This window comes from Amygdalobacter nucleatus (assembly GCF_029167365.1).
Classification (GTDB): Bacteria; Bacillota; Clostridia; order Saccharofermentanales; family Fastidiosipilaceae; genus Amygdalobacter; species Amygdalobacter nucleatus.
Map to the genome: position 1 here is coordinate 1399593 of NZ_JARFNM010000001.1, position 23496 is coordinate 1423088.

17 protein-coding genes are annotated in these 23496 nt (G+C 38.3%); 5 read left to right on the forward strand and 12 right to left on the reverse strand.

All coding sequences use genetic code 11. From position 1 onward, the window contains the following. Window positions 1-2: 2 nt before the first annotated feature. The 6 genes from pgmB to PYS62_RS06375 all read right to left on the reverse strand — a co-directional run bounded on the left by pgmB (window position 3) and on the right by PYS62_RS06375 (window position 6931). Window positions 3-641 carry a beta-phosphoglucomutase gene (gene pgmB, locus PYS62_RS06350; protein WP_315574178.1) on the reverse strand — a complete coding sequence of 213 codons (639 nt, stop codon included), beginning with the start codon at window positions 639-641 and terminating at the stop codon, window positions 3-5. Further along, window positions 641-2629 (reverse strand): glycoside hydrolase family 31 protein, encoded by a 1989-nt coding sequence (locus PYS62_RS06355; protein WP_066713645.1) that lies wholly within the window; start codon window positions 2627-2629, stop codon window positions 641-643. The genes pgmB and PYS62_RS06355 overlap by 1 nt, the downstream gene beginning before the upstream one ends. A gap of 3 nt (window positions 2630-2632) precedes the next feature. Further along, a complete protein-coding gene (locus PYS62_RS06360; RefSeq protein WP_315573655.1) occupies window positions 2633-3337 on the reverse strand; it encodes a carbohydrate ABC transporter permease in 705 nt (234 codons plus the stop codon). A gap of 130 nt (window positions 3338-3467) precedes the next feature. Then, window positions 3468-4388 (reverse strand): carbohydrate ABC transporter permease, encoded by a 921-nt coding sequence (locus PYS62_RS06365; RefSeq protein ID WP_066713647.1) that lies wholly within the window; start codon window positions 4386-4388, stop codon window positions 3468-3470. A 50-nt stretch (window positions 4389-4438) separates the two neighbouring features. Next, on the reverse strand, window positions 4439-5770 hold the full coding sequence (locus tag PYS62_RS06370; RefSeq protein ID WP_082714296.1) for an ABC transporter substrate-binding protein: 1332 nt from the start codon (window positions 5768-5770) through the stop codon (window positions 4439-4441). A 129-nt stretch (window positions 5771-5899) separates the two neighbouring features. After that, a complete protein-coding gene (locus PYS62_RS06375) occupies window positions 5900-6931 on the reverse strand; it encodes a LacI family DNA-binding transcriptional regulator (RefSeq protein ID WP_066713653.1) in 1032 nt (343 codons plus the stop codon). 206 nt (window positions 6932-7137) lie between these two features. On the opposite strand from PYS62_RS06375, the gene PYS62_RS06380 reads away from it, so the two are divergent. Next, window positions 7138-8925, forward strand: a complete 1788-nt coding sequence (locus PYS62_RS06380) for a glycoside hydrolase family 125 protein (protein ID WP_066713656.1) — start codon at window positions 7138-7140, stop codon at window positions 8923-8925. Between the two features lie 14 nt (window positions 8926-8939). Continuing rightward, a complete protein-coding gene (locus PYS62_RS06385) occupies window positions 8940-11075 on the forward strand; it encodes a glycosyl hydrolase family 65 protein (protein WP_066713659.1) in 2136 nt (711 codons plus the stop codon). A 70-nt stretch (window positions 11076-11145) separates the two neighbouring features. On the opposite strand, the gene PYS62_RS06390 is transcribed toward PYS62_RS06385, so the two are convergent. Both PYS62_RS06390 and PYS62_RS06395 read right to left on the reverse strand, forming a co-directional pair. After that, window positions 11146-11655: a DUF3139 domain-containing protein gene (locus PYS62_RS06390; RefSeq protein WP_066713668.1), complete on the reverse strand. Its 510-nt coding sequence runs from the start codon at window positions 11653-11655 to the stop codon at window positions 11146-11148. Between the two features lie 18 nt (window positions 11656-11673). Then, window positions 11674-12093, reverse strand: coding sequence for a DUF3139 domain-containing protein (locus PYS62_RS06395; RefSeq protein ID WP_066713671.1), 420 nt, complete (start codon window positions 12091-12093; stop codon window positions 11674-11676). A gap of 275 nt (window positions 12094-12368) precedes the next feature. Here PYS62_RS06395 and PYS62_RS06400 point away from each other — a divergent pair, with 275 nt between their 5' ends. After that, entirely contained in the window at window positions 12369-12935 is a 567-nt protein-coding gene (locus PYS62_RS06400) for a GNAT family N-acetyltransferase (RefSeq protein ID WP_066713675.1), read from the forward strand. A 503-nt stretch (window positions 12936-13438) separates the two neighbouring features. Here the strand turns inward: PYS62_RS06400 and PYS62_RS06410 are convergent. From PYS62_RS06410 to PYS62_RS06425, 4 genes are all read right to left on the reverse strand, one after another. Then, the gene (locus tag PYS62_RS06410) at window positions 13439-16597 is read right to left on the reverse strand and encodes a glycoside hydrolase family 2 TIM barrel-domain containing protein (protein WP_066713678.1); all 3159 of its coding nucleotides are present in this window, start codon (window positions 16595-16597) and stop codon (window positions 13439-13441) included. 105 nt (window positions 16598-16702) lie between these two features. Beyond that, window positions 16703-16876: a hypothetical protein gene (locus tag PYS62_RS06415; RefSeq protein WP_315573643.1), complete on the reverse strand. Its 174-nt coding sequence runs from the start codon at window positions 16874-16876 to the stop codon at window positions 16703-16705. A 362-nt stretch (window positions 16877-17238) separates the two neighbouring features. Next, on the reverse strand, window positions 17239-19287 hold the full coding sequence (locus PYS62_RS06420) for an AMP-binding protein (RefSeq protein ID WP_066713681.1): 2049 nt from the start codon (window positions 19285-19287) through the stop codon (window positions 17239-17241). Between the two features lie 42 nt (window positions 19288-19329). Continuing rightward, entirely contained in the window at window positions 19330-19884 is a 555-nt protein-coding gene (locus PYS62_RS06425) for a DUF1836 domain-containing protein (protein ID WP_066713684.1), read from the reverse strand. 535 nt (window positions 19885-20419) lie between these two features. On the opposite strand from PYS62_RS06425, the gene PYS62_RS06430 reads away from it, so the two are divergent. After that, a complete protein-coding gene (locus PYS62_RS06430) occupies window positions 20420-20755 on the forward strand; it encodes a PBECR4 domain-containing protein (protein WP_066713686.1) in 336 nt (111 codons plus the stop codon). Between the two features lie 202 nt (window positions 20756-20957). Beyond that, window positions 20958-23480, forward strand: coding sequence for a M1 family metallopeptidase (locus tag PYS62_RS06435; protein WP_066713688.1), 2523 nt, complete (start codon window positions 20958-20960; stop codon window positions 23478-23480). The last annotated feature ends 16 nt before the right edge of the window (window positions 23481-23496 follow it).

Genomic DNA, 23496 nt, shown 5'->3' on the forward strand with positions numbered 1-23496 from the left:
TCTTATTTCCGATTAACTATTTTCAGTAAATCACTCAAAAAATAAAGCTGATAATTAACTCTGTCTAACTCCCTAGCTGAGCCAATTCCTGCCACTTGAAAGCCACCTCGAATTGCAGCCTCTACGCCAGCTTCCGCATCTTCTACCACTAAGCAATCTGCTGGCTGCATCTCTAATTTTTGCGCTGCCAACAGAAATACTTCTGGATCTGGCTTAGAGTGTTTGATCTGATTACCATCAATGATGGCTGTGAAAAAGTCGGCAATCTGCAATTTGTCCACAATGAGCTGCGTGTTTTTACTTGATGAACCAATTGCCAATTGCAAGCCCTTTTCACTTAATTCAGTAAGTACAGCTTTAGCGCCGCTTGCTAAATCTTTTTCCGTCATCTTATCTAAGTATTTGCGATATATCGTGTTCTTGCACTCAGCTAAAGCAACTTTTTCAGAATCAGTGAATGTTCTGTTCGCCTTTTGCAAAATTATCTCTAAGCTAGCCATTCTCGAAACGCCACGCAATTTTTCATTGATTTTATGATTGAACGGGATTTTTAGTTCATCTGCTATAGCTTTCCAAGCTAAATAATGAAATTCATCTGTCTGGCACAAAACGCCGTCTAAATCAAAGATAATTGCTTTCATTATCTTCCTCCCTGCTCATTCAGTCGATATATCTCAACCGGCATATCAGTAGAATTTTCCAACTGAACACTATTAGCTTCCCAATTACAATTTAGTACTGTCCTATCAACTGAAAATGTTTGTTTCCCTGAATTTCCTGCTAATAGCAACAACATTTTGTGAGAGTCTACAATGGGTTGACCTAATTCACTAAAGCTACTTGCATTTAGTAGTACGCCATAGCCACCTCTAACAAAAACAGGAAATTTCATCTGAGGTGTAGTCAAAATTGTTTGTTCTCCACTGTAATGTTCACCTGTAAACAAGGCATACCACTCACCAGCAGGTAAATAGACATGTCTAATTACCTGATTCTCCTCAAGTAATGGAGCAACAAGCAACGCCTCACCAAATAAATATTCATCTTCAATATCATAAACTCGCTCATCATGCGGCCAATCATATACGAGCATACGCATCATTGGTTGATTAGCTTTAGCACACTTTGCAGCTGTATCCAGTATATAAGGCTGTAAATTCATGCGTAGCCAATGCCAAAAACGCATTTCAGTGACAAATCCAGGCGCATTATACACGGCAGCCATATTCCATGGGCTACGTTCATTATTTCCTTTAGCACCTGGCATAATTTCCTTAAACTGGCCGCCATCAGGTTCCGAATGCCACTGCATAATTGGCGTGAAAGAAGCGAACATCGTAGCTCTCCGATACAAATCAAGTGTTGGCAATGGCCCAGCAAAACCAGCTATGTCAAATCCCCAATATATAATTCCACTCATACCAGCACTTAAACCAGCCGCAAGTACATGTTGTAGCTCTGCATTGGTCGACTGTTGATCTCCAGCCCAATGACATGGTGTAGTATGTTGACCCATAAATCCAGCACGGCTAAACAACACTCGTTTATCGCCTAAAAATTTTGTATATGCCTGTGTATATTGCTGTGGATAGTAATTACGACTTTTATCTCCTGTACTGCCATCATAAAAGCACACATCATCACCGCAAATAAATTCTCCTCCGTCCGCCTTAAATCCATCAACACCCATATCAAGTAAATATTGTCGTTTACCAAACCAAGCTTTACATGTTTCAGGATTGGTAAAATCTGGAATTAACGACCCTGAAAACCAGTGGCCTTCTGGTATTTCGTATGGTGAACCATCTGCATTTTGTACACAAAGTCTTCGTTTAACAGCATCTAAGCGGTCTAAATCATTTTGCAGATTTCTTACTTCATCATCGCCTTGCAATTTATAAACAGGCACCTGCCACAAGAGTAAATGCAAACCAGCAGCATGCAATTTGTCGATCATTGCTTTAGGAGCAGGCCAATAAGCACTAGTTGAATAATCGAAATCAGAGCTTACAAAAGCAGCTCCGTCGGTTTTAACCTGGTACTTAGCTCCATTAAAGATGTAGAATGTTGCCTCATCGCTCCAAGCTTCTAGAACTAAAACACTGGCGGGAAATTTATATTTATGTAAAAGTTCGACTTGTTTTTCCGTTACTGCTTGTGTATTCCAATGATTAGCAGAAATCCACGGTCCAAATACCCATGCTGGTGGTAGAACCGCTTGACCAGATAAAGCCATATAGTCCGCAATCAACTTGGCTGGTAAGCCAAAATTAAACGCAAACTCACAATCACGTGGAACCTTAATCTTTATAATGTTATCTTCCGTAAAATCGAATTGTAATTTGCTACCTGTAAAGGCACAAACAGAAAATCCAGTATCTGTAAAAAAGAAAGGAGCAGGGCAATAGCTCTGATTGCCCTGATTGCAAAATTTTTCTTCAACCAAAATAGTCAAAACACGCCCATTTTGATTCACTCCATCATAGCGCTCGCCCAAGCCGTAAATGTAAGCGTAATTTACATTGATTATCAATTCTTCTGAGCTATCATTCCAACAAAGTTGTATTTTTTGCTTTGAATTTGGCAATGTAAAAACTGTTTCAGGCACGCTTGCTTTCCATCGAATCATAAATTACCCCTTTACACCGCCAAGGTTCAAACCCTCTTTGAAATATTTCTGAGCTAAAATATACACAACTAATATAGGTATGATTGAAATCAATGCACCTGCCATCGTTAAATTATATTGATTCTTGTATTGTCCAGATAACGTACTAAGTAATAGTGGCAAAGTGAATTTGCTTCGGTCACTCAATAATACTAACGGCAACAAATAATCATTCCACATATCCATAAATGACAAAATAGCCAATGTAGCTAAGGTGCTTCCGCTCATAGGTAAAACAATTTTGAAAAAGATTTTCCACATACTTGCACCATCAATTACAGCCGCTTCAATATACGCATCATTAATAGTCATCATTCGCTGCCGCAACATAAATATCGCAAAAGCATTAAATAACTGCAAAAACAAAAAGCTATTCAAACTATTTGTTAAATTCAATTTCGTCATAATAATGAACAATGGTATAAAAGTTATTTGCGCTGGAATCATTAATGCCGTAACGTAAATCCCAAACACAGTGTTCCTACCTCTGAATGGAATTTTCGTAAGAGCAAAAGCTGCCATAGCTGCACATAACAATCTTAAAGCCGTGCATGCTACGGATATATAAAAGCTATTCATAATAGAGCTCATAAACTCTGGCATGGCAAGCAACTTTTTATAAGCTGTCAATGTCGGATTTTTAGGTATCCACTGTACAGGAATACTCATAATAGCCCCTTTACCTTTTAAGCTAGTTATAATCATCCAATAAAATGGTATACAGACGATTACTGCAACTAAAAGACCTAGGATATAAAAAATAACTTTACTCAACCTTTTTTTCTGTTTTAGCCCTATTTTAATCATCATAATTCACCCATTTTTTCTGAAGTTTCATTTGCACCATAGTCAAAATCAACAATATTGCGAACAAAATCCAACTATATGCCGCAGCTGTTCCCATTTGATAATAGCGGAAGCCGTATTTATATATGCGTTCCACCATAACAATCGTAGAATTTAGAGGCCCACCCTCTGGTGTCATAATCACAATTTGCGTAAAAAGTTGGAAAGAATTGATTAAGCTAATTATTATCACAAAAAATATTGTCGGCGTTAATAGCGGCAACGTAACTTTAGTAAATTGCTTAATCTTACCAGCGCCATCTACAGAAGCAGCTTCATAATATTCCTGATTAATCCCTTGTAGACCCGACATTAGCATCAAACCAAAATAGCCCATATCTTTCCAAACGGAAGCTAAAACAATAGCTGGCATCGCCCATTTGGAGCTTTGCAACCATGCTGGACCCTCTATTCCAAATATAGCCAGGATATTATTAATGGCACCATAATCAGGACTTAAAACCCATTTCCAAATTAAAGCTCCTGCTACCCATGATGTAATTACAGGTATGTAGTAAAGTACTCGAAATAGGCCTAGTCCCTTAACATGACTATTTAAAATCAAAGCCACTATCATCGAACAAACTAACATCAACGGAATATACAGCACCACAAATTCTAATGTATTTCCTATAACTTGTAAAAACTCTTTTGATGTCAGAATAAATTTGTAATTTTGCAACCCAACATAAAATTCTTGCATAAAGCCGCTAAAATTACTAAACAAAACCAATTCGCTCAATCCATCCCAATTGGTCAAGCTGACAAAAATCTGCATTATCATTGGGATAATACTGAATATAAGGAACCCTATTAAGCTTGGTAATAAAAATAGCAATGCAGTTTTCCAGCTTGCTAATCGATAATTCTTCATCTTATCCCCCAAACATCGGGATAGGCCTTCGCCTATCCCGAACAACAAGCTTACTTACTTAAATCAATTTGTTTCTCGCACTCTGCTTGCATATCTTTTAATGCTTGTTCAGGTGTTACAGCGCCGCTAGCAGCTGCATTCAAATGTTTACCGACTATATCTTGTAACTCAGCATATTGTGTAATTACTGGTGGCGTTACAAGGCTATCCAAGCTCTTAAATACTGCTTCTCTGTTAGTTGGCGGTGTTTTAGCTTTGTATTGTTTAAGAATTTCTTCATCTTGCACTGGCGGCAATTCCCAACCTGCATCAATTCTGATTTGAGTTGCAGCTCGATTAGAAGAAATATATGTTATAAATTTAACCGCTTCCTCAGCAACCTTAGAATCCTTAGAAATCACATAACCGTTAGAGAAGAAATGTGTAGCCTTTTTAACATGACCAGGTTCTACAACTATATCCCAATCAAAATCACAATTCTTGGTAAACTCTGGGAAAGCCCAAATACCGGTAACAAGCATACCTAAACGCCCAGATTCAAACAAGTCCCAATCGCCCATACCAGCCAATTGTTCTTGAGTTGGCATAACATTGCTTGCTCGTTGCATATCAACCATGTATTTTAGGGTTTCAACATTTTCCTTTGTATCCATCGTGAATTTACTAAAATCTTCATTGAATAGGCTGCCATTATTTTGTTTTACTGTTTTATAAAATTCATTAAAGGAAATAGGATGATAGTAGCCATAAATATCTTTACCAAGGGCGCGAATCTTCTTAGCCGCTTCCATAGCATCTTCCCATTTCCAATCATCAGTTGGATAAGCTACTTTAGCTTGATCAAACAATTTCTTGTTATAGATCAAAACAACGTTTGAGAAGCTGTTAGGTACACCATACTGTTGATTATCAGCGCTAAAAGCATTTAAAGCCATTTTGTTATAAATTGATGTGTCGATATTAGATTTTTTCAAAAGTTCTTGTAGAGGCAACAATGCGCCTTTTTTAGCATAAGATACAAAGTTTTCATAATTTAGCTCAAAAACATCTGGAGCCTGACCACCAGATACCTTAGCTGTCATTTGTGTAAAATAATCATCATAACCATAAGTTTGCATATCGACTTTTACATGTGGGTTTTCTTTCATGTAATTGTCAACCATTTTCTTCAGATACTGTTCATTGTCACCAGATCCTGAATACTGTGCAAATGTAATGGTAACAGCATCTTTCTTTTTGGTATCAGAAGTTTCTTTCTTGCTTTCCGAACTTGCTGTATTAACAGTCGTAGTTTCAACCTTATTAGTTTTTGGTACGCTGCAAGCACTTAGTGCAAGTATCGCAGCGAGAGAGCCTGCTACGTATGATAGTGTCTTTTTCATTATTTTTCCTCCCTTAAATGACCTAAGACGTGATTTTTTGCTCTTCTTCGCTTAAACTAATAGCCAGAAGAGTAATTTCTTATTCTTTGTTTGTGGCTGCACGGACTTTTGCCAGTAGTGCAGTCTTTTTTATACCCCCTCTCCTATCTTTTTTACAGATTCACGTTCAACCAAACTAACTGGGATAATAATCTCGCGCTTTGTCATATCTGGATCGTGAATATTTTCTAGAAGCAATTTAACTGCCTCTTTACCTTTTTTAGTGATTCCTTGACGAACGGTAGTTAAACCGGGTGTCAAATAACGAGATATTTCCAAATCATCAAAGCCAATAACTGACATATCGTGCGGTACGCTTATGCCCAATTCGTACAAGCCTTTCATTGCCCCAACTGCTAATATATCAGCACTAGTAACAATAGCCGTTACGCCTTTTTGGTCAGTACAGACTCTTTTCGCTAACGCAATACCGCTATCATAATCAACATTTCCTTCATACACTAATGCCTTATCAAATTCAATTTCCGCTTCTGCTAAAGCCTGTTGATACCCCATAAGACGCTTTTTAATTACACCGTTTTCTTTAATTTGGCCACAAAGAAAAGCCACTTGTTTATGTCCTTGTTTAAGTACATAATTAGTCGCCAAATAACTACCATAAGCGTCATCAATACGCACGCTATGATAATAGTGATCGTTGCAATAGCTATCGACTAAAACGATTGGGATTTGTGTCTTTTTCATCTGTTGATAAAACTCGTCCGGATACATTCCAATGACTATAATTCCATCTAAATTTCGTTCGCGTGTCAACGTCAAGTAGCTTTCATCAACATCAGAAGCTGAAATCAGCACATGATAACCCTCTCTGCGTGCATAATATTCAATGCTGCCAATTATCTCACCATAAAAATCATTCTGTAGCATCAACTTACTGCCTGGCTCAGTTTGTGGAATAACAACTCCTATTAACTTCGACTTATTGCTGGAGAGGCTCCTTGCATTAAGATCAGGTACATAATTAAGTTCTTCTATGGCTGAATACACTTTCGACTTTGTAGATAGCGAAACAGTTTTCTTATTATTAAGAACGTAAGATACTGTTGCTATACTTACACCAGCTCGCTCTGCCACATCTTTTAGCGTTGCACGTTTGCCCATACATTATCCTCTCCTAATAGATAAGCTTATTTAAGCGTTTAACCTATTTATAGCCGTAATAATACAATTTCATAGTTAATTTGTCAACATTATTCACTTTTTTTCCGTTTTATTTGTTGACTATACAGCTTTTTGTTGCTATATTAGTTAGCAATCAAGGTTAAGCGATTAACCACCAAAACAACTTACGGAGGCCAATTATACATATGAAATATCTGCCTGTCGGCAATGACTTTATTTCTCTCCCCAGAATTAACGAACAATCAGGCGCCATAGAAGACATCACTTTTCTATATATGGCAGCTAAAGGGCTGATAGATATACGTGGCAACTCCCAAATGCCATTGATTCAGCCTTTTGTTCATCTTGAACAAAACAATACAGAATCTCCACTTCCAGAAGTTTTGAATTGGTCACGGCTTGCCAATTGGTTACCTAATTTAATTTGCGAACGCGATAAGTTACAAATAAGTATTACCTACTTACCACCAATAGATGAACGTGGTTTCGCTGTTCAAATAAACGTAAACAACACAGCTTCTTTAGAGCAAAGTGTCGAGCTTGGTTTAGAGGGATGCTGGGCATCGTCTTGGCACTGCGTAAATGAAGATAAGCCACTATCTGGCATTGCTAAGTGTTTCCAAAGTAATTGGAATAACAGCCTAGTTTTTGAATACACCAATGGATTTCCAATGTTTGCCTTTGCACCAATGGCAAATGTCACAACTTTAAATACTTTTAAGCAAGATAATAACGGCAGCATCAGCTACCGTTTATGTCATAGCACTTGTATAGCTCCTAAATCTGAAAAATCAATTGTATTTTATTGGGGCTTGGGCTTTGAAGAAGTTTCGGCCGCCACAAGCGCCAAGGAAATGCTAAGACAAGCATATGCTGTTGAATTAACTAAAACCATAAAATGGTTGCAAAAACGAAGCGTTCATTTCGCTAATTCCAAGCTGACACAACTGTATAATACGAACTTATTCTTCTGCTATTTCTTTTCTGCTGGTATAACACTAGATACAGAGGAACTTGTTTTGGTCACAAGCAGAAGTCCCCGTTACTATGTCAGTGCTGCTTATTGGGATCGTGATAGTTTGTTATGGAGTTTTCCTGCTATATTGGATATTGACCCTGTAAGAGCCAAGCAAATGCTTAATTATGTTTACACTAAACAACAAAGAAACTTTGGTATTCATTCACGTTATATAGATGGTACAGTTCTTGAACCAGGATTTGAGTTGGATGAATTAGTAGCCCCACTGCTTGCTTTAACTCGTTATGTTAAGCAAACAAAGGATTACGCATTTTTAGGCGAAAGCCACATACAGCAGGGTATTGACCATATTCTCAATAAATTAGCACAGCACAAAGCTAATAAATATTATCTCTATGATACTTTTTTGCAGCCAACAGATGATGAACGCGTTTACCCATTCATCACTTATGACAACGTGCTAGTGTGGAAAGCGCTAAAAGATTTGTCCTCCCTTTCAGACAAATATAAAGGCCTTAACACACTAGCTACCAAAATTAAGAATGATATTGTAAACAATTGCATAAAGCAATCAGAAAATGGTCAACCCTATTTCTGTTGGTCAACTGATTTAAACGGTAAACATGATATTTACGATGAGCCGCCTGGTAGTTTGCAGCTACTTCCGTTGTTAGGTTTTTGCAAAGCAGACGACGCTGTATATGTAAATACAGTTAATCTGATTCGTTCGCCTGAATATAAATATAGCTTTGCTAACAATCCAATTAATGAAATAGGCTGTCCACATGCTCCCCATCCTTGGATTTTGAGTTTAGCAAATAGCATATTATGTGGGCGTTTAGAGCACAGTTTATCCATCCTTGAAAAATTACACATGGATAACGGTATTGCCTGCGAAAGTGTAGATGAAATAACTGGATATTGTACAACAGGTGAAGCGTTTGCCACATGTGCTGGTTTTCTCTGTCACGCTATATACAGCATGTTCAAGTAGAAAGTGTATTCTTCATGCAACAAAATTTAAGTTTAGAGCCGTGGTCTATCTCAACAAGTTCAAACACAGAAGATTCTTTCGCAGAAAGTATCTTTTTTACTGGTAATGGTCGTATGGGTGCAAGAGCTTATATGCCATTTTTCCAAGAGAAACGCTCGGCTGAAATTGGTCTATTCGTTGCAGGTATATTTGGCGAAATCAAGCCTGGCATTACTGATTTTGTAAACCTACCCACACCAATCTGGGCTGATATTGAGTGTAACAAGCAACATATGATATTTAATTCGCCTATTCAAACACAGCTTGATTTTAAAACAGGCTTACGAACACAAACATATACTGCCAGAAATAATGGCATAAGTTTATCTATTGAACATCAGATGTTCTTCAGTATGGCAGATCCGTCCTTGCTCGTCCAAAGATACAACATCACAGCTTCAAATTCAGCTAAAATTTCACTCAGTTTAGGTCTCAATACAGCTTGCTGTAACTGTCCTGTTCCTGACGATCAACTCAAGGAAAATCACGAAACTGTCCAACTATCTATATTAAAAGCAACTAGTACAAATGAAAATAATATTAATTGCTGTTTTACTATCCAAGGCACTAATCTAAAAGTCAATGAAGAAATAGTTTTTCATGCCCCAATTGCTAGTTCAAATTCACATACAGATAGTAACGTTATTGCTAAGAACTGGAATTTCTCTATTTCAAGCGGACAACAAGTCGTTTTTGAAGCTTGTACACGTGTCAGCACCAGTAGAGATATTGATACTAGAATAGGCAGCAATAAAATTAATGATTCTTTTTCTAATCTCTTGGCAAATTCAGCAAAAGTCTGGTCTGATTTATGGAAAAGATCCGATATAGAAATTACTGGTAGTTCTAATGACCAATCAGCTCTTCGCTACAATATTTTTCAATCAATAGCTAACTGTTCGGCCAATGATAGCACTGTCAGTATAGGAGCACGCGGTCTAACTCATACTCGTTATAAAGGCTGTTATTTTTGGGATACCGATTTCTTCATGTTACCATTCTATATATTCACACAGCCTAAAGCGGCAAAAAGTTTAATGGAATATAGAGTAAACACATTATCTCAGGCTAAAGATCATGCTAAGAAGATGAATAGTGCTGGTGCAAGGTATCCTTGGATGACTTCTTTTGATGGTACGGAACAATGCGAAACTTGGGATATTGGTGCTAGCGAATTACACGTTACAGCTGATATTGTTTTCGCAATGCAACAGTATATCGCCTATTCTGGCGACATGAATTTTTACAAAGAAGCAACAGAAGTCTTCATCGAGACAGCACGTTTTTGGGCAAGTCGCTGTACAAAGCAAGCTGATGGTAGCGCTGATATTTTGTTCTGCAAAGGCCCAGATGAATATTGTGGAATTACGAACAATAATCTTTTTACAAATTACATGGTAAAAAACAACCTAGAATTAGCTTGTAAAGTAGCTAATGAACTTAAAGTCACAAGAAAAGAAGCTTATCAAGCTTTAAATCTATCCGATACAGAAATTGAAAACTGGCTACAATTAAGTAAGAACTTACGTGTATGTAGGGATTCTCAAACAGGTCATTTGTTGCCAGATGAAACCTTTGCCCGTTTAGAACCAATCGATCTTGGAAAGCTTAAGTTTGGTGATGAAGCAAGCTACCACAATGTTTCATTTGATCGTCTACAACGATACAAAGTTATTAAGCAAGCAGATACTTTATTGTTAATGTCACGCATGCCGCAAAAATTCACTAAAGAAGAACGCTTACAAGCTTGGCTAGACTTTGAGCCATTGTGTTTACATGATTCCACTTTAAGTTTTGCCAGTCATGCACTATTTGCAGCTCAGAACAATCTCTCTGATGCAGCCAATAACTATTGGCAAAAGGCCCTATATTTAGACTTACACGATATAATGCACAACACTGGTAAGGAGGGCCTGCACTTAGCTTGTATAGGAGAAACCTGGTCAACTCTGTTCTTTGGATTTTTAGGTGCTAAATTTGATGGTGATAAAATTTCCTTCTCGCCAAATCTACCTAGGAATTGGGAAAATGTAAAACTCAATTTCAACTTTCACAACAAAAGATACTCTCTCCTAGCTTCAAATAAGCAATGGGAACTACGTGAAATTTAAGCTATCAATTTTAAAAGTTCAGCACAACACCAAATTAAAAAGCTGGGAAAATTCCCAGCTTTTAATCGTTCTAAAAGTATGGATCTACATTTTCAGCATTAGCCTCTAAAGGTGGATATTTGCAAATAGACTCAGGCTTGCTGCGTCCTTCTTCTTTCTCACCATCACGCCACAACACCTCTAGGCGCATTTTGTGATAGTCATGCGTACGGAGCTTCTCTTTGGACGGACGATAAAGCTGGTAAATATAGCGATACTCAAATTGTGGATCGTCTTTGTAATAGACCTTCAGATAAACTTCACCTGTTTTGAAATTCTTCTCTGGATTTTTAGATTGAATGTTTGCATAATCAATCCCCTGTAATTGACGATACTCTTCATATTTAATCGTTGCCAAAATTGAGCGTAACGGCGTATTAAAATAAACGTAAACAGCTGTTACAATAATAAAAAGCAAAAGCACAATTAGCAGCATGAACTTAAAAAATAGCTTAGGTGTCACAAAATACTTTTTTAAGATCGCAAACTGGCTCTCACTTCTACTTAACGCTTTCTGTTCTATTGGCTCGGAATCTTGCATATGTGCTTAGCTCCTCTTTTACACGTAATTGTTGTAAATATCCAAAGGCTTATATTTGGGCTGACTGTTTAACGCTTTCTCATTTAATTCAGCTGTGGCTTTGGGGCTTGTAGATACTACTAAACGCATTTTATGGAAGCTATGTTTCTGATAAGGATGTTTAAGGTTAGCTATATACAGGGCGTAATGATATTCATACACATGATCTGGATCGTCTTTGTAGAGGACTTTAACAAAGGCAGTTCCTGACTTATAATCAACCAAAACCTTTTTGCTTTGAATCAAGCGCGCATCTATGCCTTGTGCCTGCCGATATTCCTCATATTTAATCGCTGCCAAAATTGAACGTAAAGGAGCATTAAAGAAAAGATACCTAGCAAATTGAAATAGCACAAATAAACCAAGTGCTAAGCTCAAGAAAATAATTGCTTTTTTCACAGTCTGATGCTCCGTTCATGTTTATTGCCATAATGCCTAACGAAAAGCTAATTTATAATGGTTTATCACAAAAATAATATTGTAGGTAAAGCCATACAGCTACATTCTTAGAAGCTATTAACATCTTAAAGCTGTTAATTTCCTGGGCTTCTTATGCTTTTTTCTTCCCTTAACTGTCAAAGTTAAATTTTCTTTCACAGATTGCTTTCACTCAAAAACATGCTAATATATGTTCCAAACACAAATCTAGTCACGACTTTGAAAGGAAGCTAACTATGCCAAACCGGCACGGAACTAAAGCTATTAAAACTGAACGCTTATTATTGCGTCCTTTCCGCCTGACAGATAGCAAAGCTATGTATACTAACTGGGCAAGTGATGACAAAGTAACTAAATATGTGACCTGGCCAACTTATAAGTCTGTAGCTGATGCAGATACATATTTGCAATGTATTGTCAGCCATTACAGCGAAGCTGATTTCTACAACTGGGGTATTTGTTTGAAAGAAGAACCTGATCTAGTTATCGGCAATATCAGCGTAAATAAGCAATTTTACGAAATAAAAGCAGCTGATATTGGTTATGTCTTAAGCCGTAAATATTGGAATCAAGGTTACATGACCGAAGCTGTTAAAGCTGTAATAAATTATTTGTTCACTAGCGAAAATTTCAATCGTATTCAAGCCTCCCATGCTGCTAATAACCCAGGCTCTGGAAAAGTCATGCAAAAAAGCAGTATGCAATATGAAGGTTGCTTGCGCCAGGCTGTCAAAAACAATACAGGTATCTGCGATAAAAAAGTTTATGCCATCTTAGCTGACGAATATAAACAAAATAAATAAGGCTGTTAAATCTTTCAACAAAAGCAACTATTAAGAAGCAAAAACAAGCGACATTAAAGACATCAGTTTTAGAAAGACGAATAGAAGTATTCGCAGCAAAAGTATCTGCTTCATCAAGTTTTCTTTCTATATCATCAGTAAGAGCAGAGTATTGCTCAAGGATAATAAGAGCCATTGTTCCATAAGATCTTTTAGCAAGAAATACTGGTGGATTAGAGTTAATAACAGCTTCTTCTATCTAGGGAAATTTAGTCCTGAAATCAGAAACAGGTCGAATATTAATCATATGTTTAGTCTCCTTTGTCATAATTACATCATAATTCCATCAGCATTAGGATATAGTGAATTACAAGAAGAATCAGTTATCTGAAAATTGCGGATAACTGATTCCTATGGAGCATATAAAACAAATAATTATTCATCTCAATTGTGCTCAATATAGCAAACAAATGCCGCCTAGATAAAGCATAGCTAGACGGCAAAATTACATACTGAAATACAAATTAAAGCAAATGAACAAGCACATCCAATCCTAGTGGCTTATCAGCTCTTAGGTGATACTTTGAATGAACAGGTGAACACCAAGAATCATCGCCACCAACGCCCATTTGAGCAGCCAACAAGCGCAAACACATTTTGCTCGGCTGAGAAAGTTCATACTGATGCTTTGCAGCCTCAATCTCAGCACTTGTATGTCCTAACAAGCTACAAGCAAAGTTAGCATTACTTGCATAGCGACTTATTCTAAGTCCATGCCCACTAGCATCTGTAATTTCTGCCCATCGAACTTCCTCATGATTACCTGTTTCTTGTGGCACTAAATAAGGTGTAGAATCAGCATAAGCATTTGTCTTAAAGATGCCCAAGCGTGCGTGCATCCTATCAACATAAGTTTCATGTGGGCCAAGGCCATAGAAGCGCAAATTGCTATATTCTAAGGGCAAGAGCCACTCTAAGCCAAAAGCTGGCAAAGTTGGCAATTTAGCGGCATTTTCGCCATGATATGTTACCTTTATCCGTAAACTAGCATTTGGATAAGCTGTATAAGCCACCGTTACGGGCGTAGCTAAATTATTGGCCAAAAGATATTTGTAAGTCACTTGTAATATTGAATTGTCTAATTGCTGAACTTGGCAATCGACACACTTTGCGCACTTACCAGCAACTTCCCACATAGCTCTTTCATAAGCATGATTAGCACCTCTGTCATTGTCTGTCAAAGCGCGGAAAGTCGTTAAATTCGGCCGACTTAACACTAATTCTTTCTCACCGTTTCTAAGCGAAACGAGGCCACCTTTAGCATACGCGAAAAGAAATTCGGCATTAGCAGTTTTTAGGCCAGCATTGAAGCGCCCAATGGTAACTCTAGCTAACGAATTTGAGCTAGCTTCTCTAAGCGCGTAATTAGAAATAGCTATATCCGTTGTTGCTCCAACTAATTTACCTAAGCTAGCTGTTTCTAACGTTAACTGACCAAAACTTAATTCATAGCCTTCCTCAGCCCACAAGGTAGGCTCAGATAGAGTCTGTACAACTTCTAGCGTCAATTCTTCAGCTGTTTTGGCATACAAATCTAACGGCCAAGCAATTTTGCAATCTTTTGTCGTTTGAGCTTCGACTACAAACTGTCTACACTCACGCCAAACTTCCTCTCCGTCTGCTAAGAGCCTTAACACAAACAAATCATGCTCCGTTGAGGTGAAAAGATTGTTGTTGCTAATGCGCACTCCATTTTCATGTGGTTGCAAGCGCAAATTTGCATAAAGCTGTTTCACTTCTTTGGCTTTGGGACTAACTTTGCGATCTGCAAATAATAAGCCATTACCGCAGAATTCATAATCAGTCGGTCGATCGTTAAAATCACCACCATAGGCTAAATATTTCGTGCCGTCTGCTCTTGTTTGTACAAGTGCTTGGTCAATGAAATCCCAGATAAAGCCACCTTGATAGTGCGAATATTTTTCTAAGGCAATATATTCATCCAAATTGCCAACTGAATTTCCCATCGCATGCATGTATTCGCAAGAAATATAAGGCTTTTTAGGATTTGCCTGCAAATATTTTTCTATCTCATCAGCATGGGCATACATCCTCGACTCAATATCTGTAACATCTTCCCACTCTCTAGCGTTAAATTGGCCCTCATAATGTACTGGCCGCTTACCATCTAACTCATAGACACGCTTATACATAGCCCTAAATACATCACCGCCGAATGATTCATTGCCCAAAGACCAAACTAGGACACTTGGGTGGTTGTAATCTCGCTTGACCATTGACTCAACACGATCAACGCATGCTCCTTGCCACTCTGCCCTACTATCTGGCAACGCTGTATCAGGTGTAAATTCATTATGGGCATTGACCCAGGTGCCATGTGTTTCCAAATTAGTTTCATCAATTAGATAAAGACCATATTCATCGCAAAGCTCATACCAAGCAGCTTGATTTGGATAATGAGATGTGCGTACAGCATTAATATTATGTTGTTTACAAAATTTAACATCGCTGAGCATATCGTCATAAGTAATTGCTCGTCCACGTTCACAATCAAACTCATGCCGATTTACGCCCTTAAAGACAATTCTTTCGCCATTCAAGCGCATGATGCCATCAACAATTTCAAAACGCCGGAAGCCTACTTTTTGGCTAACTGATTCAATGAGCTGCCCTTCACTTGTGCATATGTCTATAGTTAAACGATACAAATTAGGCTTTTCAGCATTCCAAGCTTGTAGGCCTTTCAACTGTCCTGAACTTATTTTTAAGGTGCTTGTATCAGCAGGGCTGAGCTTAGTCTGCCAATAGATAACTTCTTTCTTAGTGCTATCGTTCAAATTAGTGCTATCGCTTAAATCTGTCAGCTTAAAGCTTAAGTTTTCGCCATTTGTGAATGGTTTGCTTAATGTTAATTCCAAATTCAAGCTCGCTGTCTCACTCGTTTTAGCATAATCTGCATCTATTTTTACATTATTAATATGGATAGCTGGTTTAGCTTCTAACTCAACTGATCTGAACAAGCCATGCAAGCGCCAATAGTCCTGATCTTCTAGCCAACTAGCACTAGAATATTCATAGCAAGCAACAACTAATAAATTTTCATTTTGGAGATAGGAACTTACAGCAAATTCGCTCGGCGTAAAGGCATCTTCGGCGTAGCCAACAAAATTTCCGTTCAACCAAACATAAATAGCTGTCTGCGCGCCATGCAAAGTTAGAGTCACTTGCCCACCTTGAGAGAGTAAAGTTTGAAGTGGCGCATCTAACTTAAATTGGCGACGATAAACAGCCACATGGTTGGCTTTAGGCACTTGCCCTAATTCTACCTGTTCATGGCCGTCCCAAGGATACTGAATGTTGACATATTTGGCTTGTAATAAGCCTGCTGTTTCCAAATGGCCTGGCACTTGAATTGCCTGATAAATGGCAGCTTCAGCTTGGCCGCAAATGGCTTTATCTGTGTCAAGTTGAAAATCGTTCGCATCTAATACTTTCACTTGCCAAATTCCATCTAAAGATTGGCAAGGCTTAACTTGCACACTGCTGTTAGCTGTTTTTAGAGGTACTGTGTAATTTAATGTCGCATGTGATTCTAAACGATTTACGGCATAAACTTCAGGATCTGTAAGCCATTTTATTTGGGACTGCCTAATCTGTTGCATCTTGTATCTCCTTGCTTTTTGTTGATACAACTATAACATATCAATCTACCAAATAGATGGCATTAGGAGTGCAAAATTATCTAAAATGAACCGTCAAGCTTTTGTTTACTTGTCCTCGATGTGTAATTCTTTTTTCAAAGCAGCTTGCAAAACGGCTGAGAAATTTAAGCCTGCTGTTTCTGCCTGAAAATTAAGCCAAGAAGGAATTGTGCAATTTTTCTTAACTGCACGCAGGTCATTCTTGCGCCGATATTCAGCCAAATCTATATTAATTTTCACATAAAGACATGTTTTATAGCTATAATTACATCATCTTTACGAGTAAGGACGTGATTAAAATCCTAATTATCCAATAGCCGTATTTATTGAAATCATACCATTTTAAAAAGTCACTCACTAAATGAGCTATCCCAGCTTTTTAATGAAAGAATGCTTCGTAATGCTTATTTGTATAAGTCCTCCCCTTCTATTAACCAAACTTATGATTTTTGTAAAAAAGCAATTAACAAATTGATCTATTAGCTTTATCGTGAAGTCACGAATTGAAAACGTGAGTTTTGCAGGTAGTGCATTTATGCGCTACCTGATTTTTTTACGCAAAACGCAAATGTGTAATTCTCCCAACAAAACTAGCCACCGCTTTATTTCAGTTTTACCTCTTTGCCATTTAGTTCACGCCACAAGTTATCTTCGCCCGTTAGACCATTAAGCAATTTCGTTAGAGTCGGCTCACGCTTGATCTTCAAGGTTGATGTCATAACGAAAGAATCTATGGTCCAAGCCCAGTATTTGATAGCTTTGTAGGGTGGAACTTGTGCATTAATACGGGCTAATTCCTGTTGAATTTGCTCTTTTATTGTATATGGTAATTCTTCACCTGGCTTTAGTTTAGCTTTTACAGCCTCATTCAAATGCAATAACAGACAAACATCAATTGTATCTCGCTTGTTATGTCCGCCAAATGCCATTGCCTGATCCACTATTTCTGGCAAAGCAATCAAAGCTTCCAACTCTTCTGGGAAAATTTTCTTACCATTTGTTAAGACAATCATCGATTTCACACGGCCTGTGATAAACAAAGCTCCATGTTCGTCCAAATAGCCAACATCACCAGTATGGAACCAGCCATCTCGATCAATTGCAGCTTGTGTAGCTGCTTTATCTTCGTAATAACCTAACATAAGATTAGGACAACGTACCAAGACTTCGCCTTGATTTTGGCTTGTAGATTCAGCTTGTCCATCTTGCAAAAATTTAGCTTCGACACCGGCTGCAAAAGTACCAACGCTGCCTGCCACCTGTAAAAAATTGCTATTCATAGCTAAAATAGGTGCTGTTTCAGTCAAGCCATAGCCAACGTAAACAGAAAAACCAATTTCAGCAAAGAAAGCCTCCGTTTCAGGGGTGAGAGCTGCTGCACCTACAATAAACAGCTTGAGATTAGGTGAAATAGCCTCTCTGACTTTTTGGAACAAGCGAGGGCGCAAATCTATACCCAATTTTAGGGCAAAATGGCTTAATTTGCACAAGAGCGCGAACTGTTTTTGTTTGCCACGTTTGGCTAAGGCATGTTCTACTTGCCGCTTTATATTATCAAGTAATAGAGGCACTGTGACCATTAATTCAATTGGAAATTTTTGGAGGTTTTGGCTGATATAACGCAACCCATTATTGAAAACAATTGTCTGCCGATGGCCCCACCAAGCATATTGCGCCGAATTTTCCAAAGTGTGATGCAAAGGCAAGACCGAGAGGACCATTTTGTCATATGGCAGTTTAATGGAAGCTCGGCAAATGTATTCCACGTGGCTGATATTACTGTGCGATAAGACCACGCCTTTGGCTTTGGAGGTAGTGCCTGATGTGAAAAATATGGCAGCTGGAGCTTTGGGATCAATTTCTACCTTTAAGAAAGCATCTTGCCCTGCTAAAAGCATTGTCTGGCCTGCAACTTCTAAATCATTCAAGCGCCAAACACGAACTCCATTAACCGTACAAATAGGTGAAATGATAGCAGCCTCTGGCTTATCTAACGCCAAATTCGTGGCAACATCTGTAGCTAAATTCGTTGCACTCGTATCTTTTCTAAATTGCGAAGCTAAATCAGTAGCTACCTTTATCTGCTTGCCGCCGATTAATATGAGGTCAGTGATGGAACCAGGTTGAGCCAAAATGCCATCTATGAGCGTTTTTTTGCTAGCATCTAAGAAAATTTTGCGACATCTAGAGCGACTAAGTAGGCCCTGTAATTCCTTAAGCCCTAATTGTTTGTCCAACGGAACAGCTAGGCCCGCGCCAAACATGGCCGCATTTTGCGCCACAATCCAATCGACTGAATTATCACCCAAAATAGCTAAACGTGGTTTATTCATCCCTTCTAGACCTGGCAGATTACAATCTTCTACCTTTTCTTGAAAATAAGGTGCGCTCAAAGCCGTACCTAAGGCATTGATGCGAGCTTCCAGTTCTTTATACGTGAAGCTGACAGGGGCATTGGGATCATCTGGCATCTCAATATACGCTACTTTATCTGGACAAGTTTGCACAGTATCTCGTAATAGCTGACGTAAATCTGTAACTTTCTTCTGTCCACTTACAAGCATGGATGCTGGATGCTTTATAATTTCCGGCTGCTTTATGGCTGAATTACTAGTAGCTGAATTTTCATTTGATTGACAACATTTACGCATAATAAGCTCACTTTCTTATTGGGGGAATATATTGAATTTGCTTTATTCCACTTTAGCTAGGGTGCTTGTCAAAAGTCCGCCAGCTTCAACGCCTCCGCTTTGCACAATGTAATCCAAAAAGCATTGAAAGACGAAAGTCTGCGCGCTCAAAGCTAACGAAACATATTGCACGTTGGCAGGTAAATTAGGCAAAACTATCTGACCATCATTGTTAGCAAGACTATTAAACATAGTCCTAAAGCCTTGATTAATAAATTCAGCTAAGCAATCGTACGCTTCAGCTACATTCATAAAATTTTGCTGTAAAGTAATTCCTTTTGCAACGTCTTTGATTGGCAAAATGCGCTTATACAACGTTATGCAAATACACCAAGCTAGATGTTCTCGCTCATATTTACGGCCTTTAATAGGTGGTAACAAATTCCACTTGAGATAGTTCTGAATCATTGTCGGCGTCAAATGAATCTTCTCGTTGTGTAAAGGTGCCATGAGTTGATTAACAAATGTACAGATTTCTTCTCCGTACATCCGCTTTAGTGGAAGTTCTTCCCACTTAGGCAAGACAAACTCCTTTAATTCTGTAAACATTACGTTCATTAATTTTCCTTACTAACTTGCTGTATATCCCTAAATATAGGATTAATTCAGCAAATTACTGCTTTATTAGCTTTTCGCTAGCTGTTCAATATGCAGTTATGATAACCGTATATAAGCCGTATATCAAGATAAAATAAATCACGGTTTTTGTCAATGCAGCTATAAATTTTGAGTCAAGCCAGAAACATAATTTTCAAGCATTTACAAGTGTCTATTTAAAGCTCACGCAACTTTTACGCAAACTTCGCTGGATTTGCCTGTTATTTTCCAATCGTTAAATATTTACAATTTATATTTAAGACTATCGCATGCTAAAATGGATTTATAAATAAAGTTTGAGATCTGGCGGTCGTGCATACCGTTACCCTAAGCTGAGTGGTCAGAAATATCAGTCATGGTGAAACTGCATTACCTTGATAGCTAAGGTAGACCAAAGCGTGGGTGGGTATCTTTGTGATCGTAACACGTTAAAGTTTTGAAAGTCTTGTAGGTAATCTGCAAGGCTTTCGTTATATAACCTAAACGAGTAAAATTTATGGCTAACGAAATACGAAAAACACTAGATTGGTGGCAACAATTTAATAAAAGTGATCTTTTAATTACAGCTACAAATAGAAAGTTCTTTTTGCAGATAAATTTTTGGGCTTTGCCCCATCTATTAGGCCTGCATTACAGTTATAAAAATTCCCGTGCCGTTACTGGCGGTCGCATCCTAAAACAGCCAGCTAAAAAAAGTGATGAAGAAATATACGCCTTAATAGAATTGCATAATCCTAAAATGCTTGCTTCTGTAAAAAGTAGAGTTAAATCATTTAAAACATTCATGGAAGCTCTCGAATTAGCAAGCTTGGTAGAAAATACAAAAAATTGAAATTTACAATGAAAGACGCCTCGTTCCATTTTCATTTGCTAAACAGAAATAGCGCCACATAGAAAGCAAGCCTCTTTTATATTACGCTGTTTGCGCCTAAGCATCTTCTCCTTTTTCCACAAATCACGCCCAAGCGCTAGTATTTAGCTGGATAATTTATTAAAATTAAAGAATTGAACATTTAACATAAAGGAGTAAAACTATGGCAGAAACTAAACGTTTATACGATGCTTTCCAACCTGAGCATTACGATATTTTCCTCGACATCAGCCGTGAAAACAAAACTATCAACGGCAATGTCCAAATTCAAGGTCATGCCTGCACGCCTACTTTTGAACTCAATCAAAAATTCATGCATATTAATTCTGTTAAAGTCAATGATAAAGTTGTTGACTTCACTTTCAGTGACAAGACAGAAACTGTTACAATCAACGGCAAAGAAAGTGGCGATATTAGCGTCTTTGTTGAATTTAGCACTGAATTAACTGACCCGATGATGGGCATTTATCCATCCTATTACCAAATTGACGGCGTCAAAAAGCAAATTGTCAGCACCCAATTTGAAACTACTTTCGCTAGACAGGCTTTCCCATGTGTCGATGAGCCATTAGCTAAAGCAACTTTCTCACTAGCTATCAAATACGATGAACAACCTGGTGAAACAGTTATTGCGAACCAACCAGAGGAGAAATGTGTAGATGGCGTACACTATTTCCAAGAAACAGTCCGCATGTCAACTTATTTGATCGCCTTTGCTTTTGGTGATTTACAAAAGAAAATTACCCATACTAAGTCTGGGGTTGAAATTGGTGTCTTTGCCACTAAGTCTCACGCTCCTAAGGAATTAGATTTTGGTTTAGATATTGCTAAGCGTTGCATCGAATTTTATGAGGACTTCTATCAAACACCTTACCCATTAGCTCAGTCATATCAATTGGCTTGCCCTGATTTCTCGGCTGGCGCTATGGAAAACTGGGGTCTTGTCACCTATCGTGAGGGCTATTTGCTGTTAGATCCTGACAACACAACATTAAGCAATAAGCAATTAGTAGCTGGCGTTATTGCCCACGAATTGGCACACCAATGGTTTGGTGACTTAGTCACAATGAAATGGTGGGACAATCTCTGGTTGAATGAGTCTTTTGCTAACATGATGGAATATGTAGCAGTCGACGCTTTGGAGCCAAGCTGGCATGCCTGGGAAAATTTCCATACATCTGATGTTGCTGCTGCTTTACGCCGCGATGCAACAGATGGTGTGCAATCTGTGCATGTTATGGTCAACGATCCAGCTGAAATTGATGCTATTTTCGATTCAGCTATCGTCTATGCCAAAGGTGCTCGTTTGCTCGTCATGGTACGCGCTCTCTTAGGTGACGAAGCTCTATGTAAAGGCTTAAAAGCTTACTTTGCTAAGCATCAATACGCAAATGCTGAAGGTCATGACCTCTGGTCAGCGTTGGAAGAAGCAAGTTCATTCGAAGTTGGCAAAATTATGGATTCTTGGTTGGAACAACCTGGTTATCCAGTTGTGGAAGCTAAAGTTGAAAATGGCCAATTAGTCCTAAGTCAAGAGCAATTCTTCATCGGTGAACATAAAGATGCTCAGCGTTTGTGGCAAATTCCTATCCATTGTAACTATGCCGAGGTTCCAGCTTTGATGACGACAAAGACATTGAATTTAGGCGATTACCAAGCTTTACGTGCCAAGAACGGCAAAGCTTTCCAACTCAATATTGGTAACGTTTCCCACTTCATTGTCAAATATGATGCTACTTTACAAGCTGATTTAATCAAGGAATTGGCTAATTTGGATGCTATTTCACAATTACAAGTCCTGCAAGATAACTTACTTTTGGCTCAATCAAGTAGTCAGCCTTACGCTAACTTAATCCCACTCATGGAAAAGTTAGGTAATAGCAAGTCCAATATTGTCCAAACTAAGTTGGCACAAGTAACAAGTAACTTGATGGATTTCGTCACAGTAGATAGTGCTGAAGAAAAGGCTTTGAAAGCATTCATCCACAAATTGACAGCTAATTCTATTGAGCGTTTGGGCGTCATGCCAAAGGCTAACGAAAGCAATGATGATAGTCTGGCTCGTCCAGTTGTCCTCAATTTGGCACTCTATGCTGAAAATGAGCAAGTCATTAAGGCTTTACATGAAATTTATCAAGCCAATGTCAATGATATTTATAATTTGCCAGCTGCCATTAGAAGTGCTGTCTTACGCAATGAGATGAAGCAGTTTGGCTCTAAGGACTTGTTCGATAAGTTCTTAAAAGCTTATGTCGAAACTTCTGATACACAATTCCGTCAACATTTGCGTCAGGCTTTGAGTGCAAGTCAAGATGTTGAACAGCTCAAAAAATTAATTAGCAAGTTCAAGCAAGCTGATGTGATTAAGCCTCAGGATGTCTGCAGCTGGTACTATGGTGTATTATCTAACCACAAGGCACAAGATTTGGCTTTTGAATGGATGAAAGCTGAGTGGCCATGGTTGAATAAGGCTTTGTGTGGCGATATGTCATTCTCCTATTTTATCACCGCAACTTCTAATATCTTCCATACTGAAGCTGAGCTTAAGGCTTTCAATGATTTCTTCATGCCAAAGTTGCATGAGCCGGGTTTGGAACGTGAGATTATCATGGATAGCCGCGCTATTTCCAGCAAGGTCGAAATGATCAAGCTGAACAAAGAGTCTGTTTTGGCCGCTTTGCAATAAGTTAGGCAAGCTGTCG

Coding starts and splice junctions, on each gene's coding strand:
- PYS62_RS06370 (WP_082714296.1), bottom strand. CDS start 5,770: ATGAAAAAGACACTATCATACGTAGCAGGCTCTCTCGCTGCGATACTT.
- PYS62_RS06400 (WP_066713675.1), top strand. CDS start 12,369: ATGCCAAACCGGCACGGAACTAAAGCTATTAAAACTGAACGCTTATTA.
- PYS62_RS06385 (WP_066713659.1), top strand. CDS start 8,940: ATGCAACAAAATTTAAGTTTAGAGCCGTGGTCTATCTCAACAAGTTCA.
- PYS62_RS06430 (WP_066713686.1), top strand. CDS start 20,420: ATGGCTAACGAAATACGAAAAACACTAGATTGGTGGCAACAATTTAAT.
- PYS62_RS06380 (WP_066713656.1), top strand. CDS start 7,138: ATGAAATATCTGCCTGTCGGCAATGACTTTATTTCTCTCCCCAGAATT.
- PYS62_RS06360 (WP_315573655.1), bottom strand. CDS start 3,337: ATGAGTATTCCTGTACAGTGGATACCTAAAAATCCGACATTGACAGCT.
- PYS62_RS06410 (WP_066713678.1), bottom strand. CDS start 16,597: ATGCAACAGATTAGGCAGTCCCAAATAAAATGGCTTACAGATCCTGAA.
- PYS62_RS06390 (WP_066713668.1), bottom strand. CDS start 11,655: ATGCAAGATTCCGAGCCAATAGAACAGAAAGCGTTAAGTAGAAGTGAG.
- pgmB (WP_315574178.1), bottom strand. CDS start 641: ATGAAAGCAATTATCTTTGATTTAGACGGCGTTTTGTGCCAGACAGAT.
- PYS62_RS06355 (WP_066713645.1), bottom strand. CDS start 2,629: ATGATTCGATGGAAAGCAAGCGTGCCTGAAACAGTTTTTACATTGCCA.
- PYS62_RS06365 (WP_066713647.1), bottom strand. CDS start 4,388: ATGAAGAATTATCGATTAGCAAGCTGGAAAACTGCATTGCTATTTTTA.
- PYS62_RS06425 (WP_066713684.1), bottom strand. CDS start 19,884: ATGAACGTAATGTTTACAGAATTAAAGGAGTTTGTCTTGCCTAAGTGG.
- PYS62_RS06375 (WP_066713653.1), bottom strand. CDS start 6,931: ATGGGCAAACGTGCAACGCTAAAAGATGTGGCAGAGCGAGCTGGTGTA.
- PYS62_RS06435 (WP_066713688.1), top strand. CDS start 20,958: ATGGCAGAAACTAAACGTTTATACGATGCTTTCCAACCTGAGCATTAC.
- PYS62_RS06420 (WP_066713681.1), bottom strand. CDS start 19,287: ATGCGTAAATGTTGTCAATCAAATGAAAATTCAGCTACTAGTAATTCA.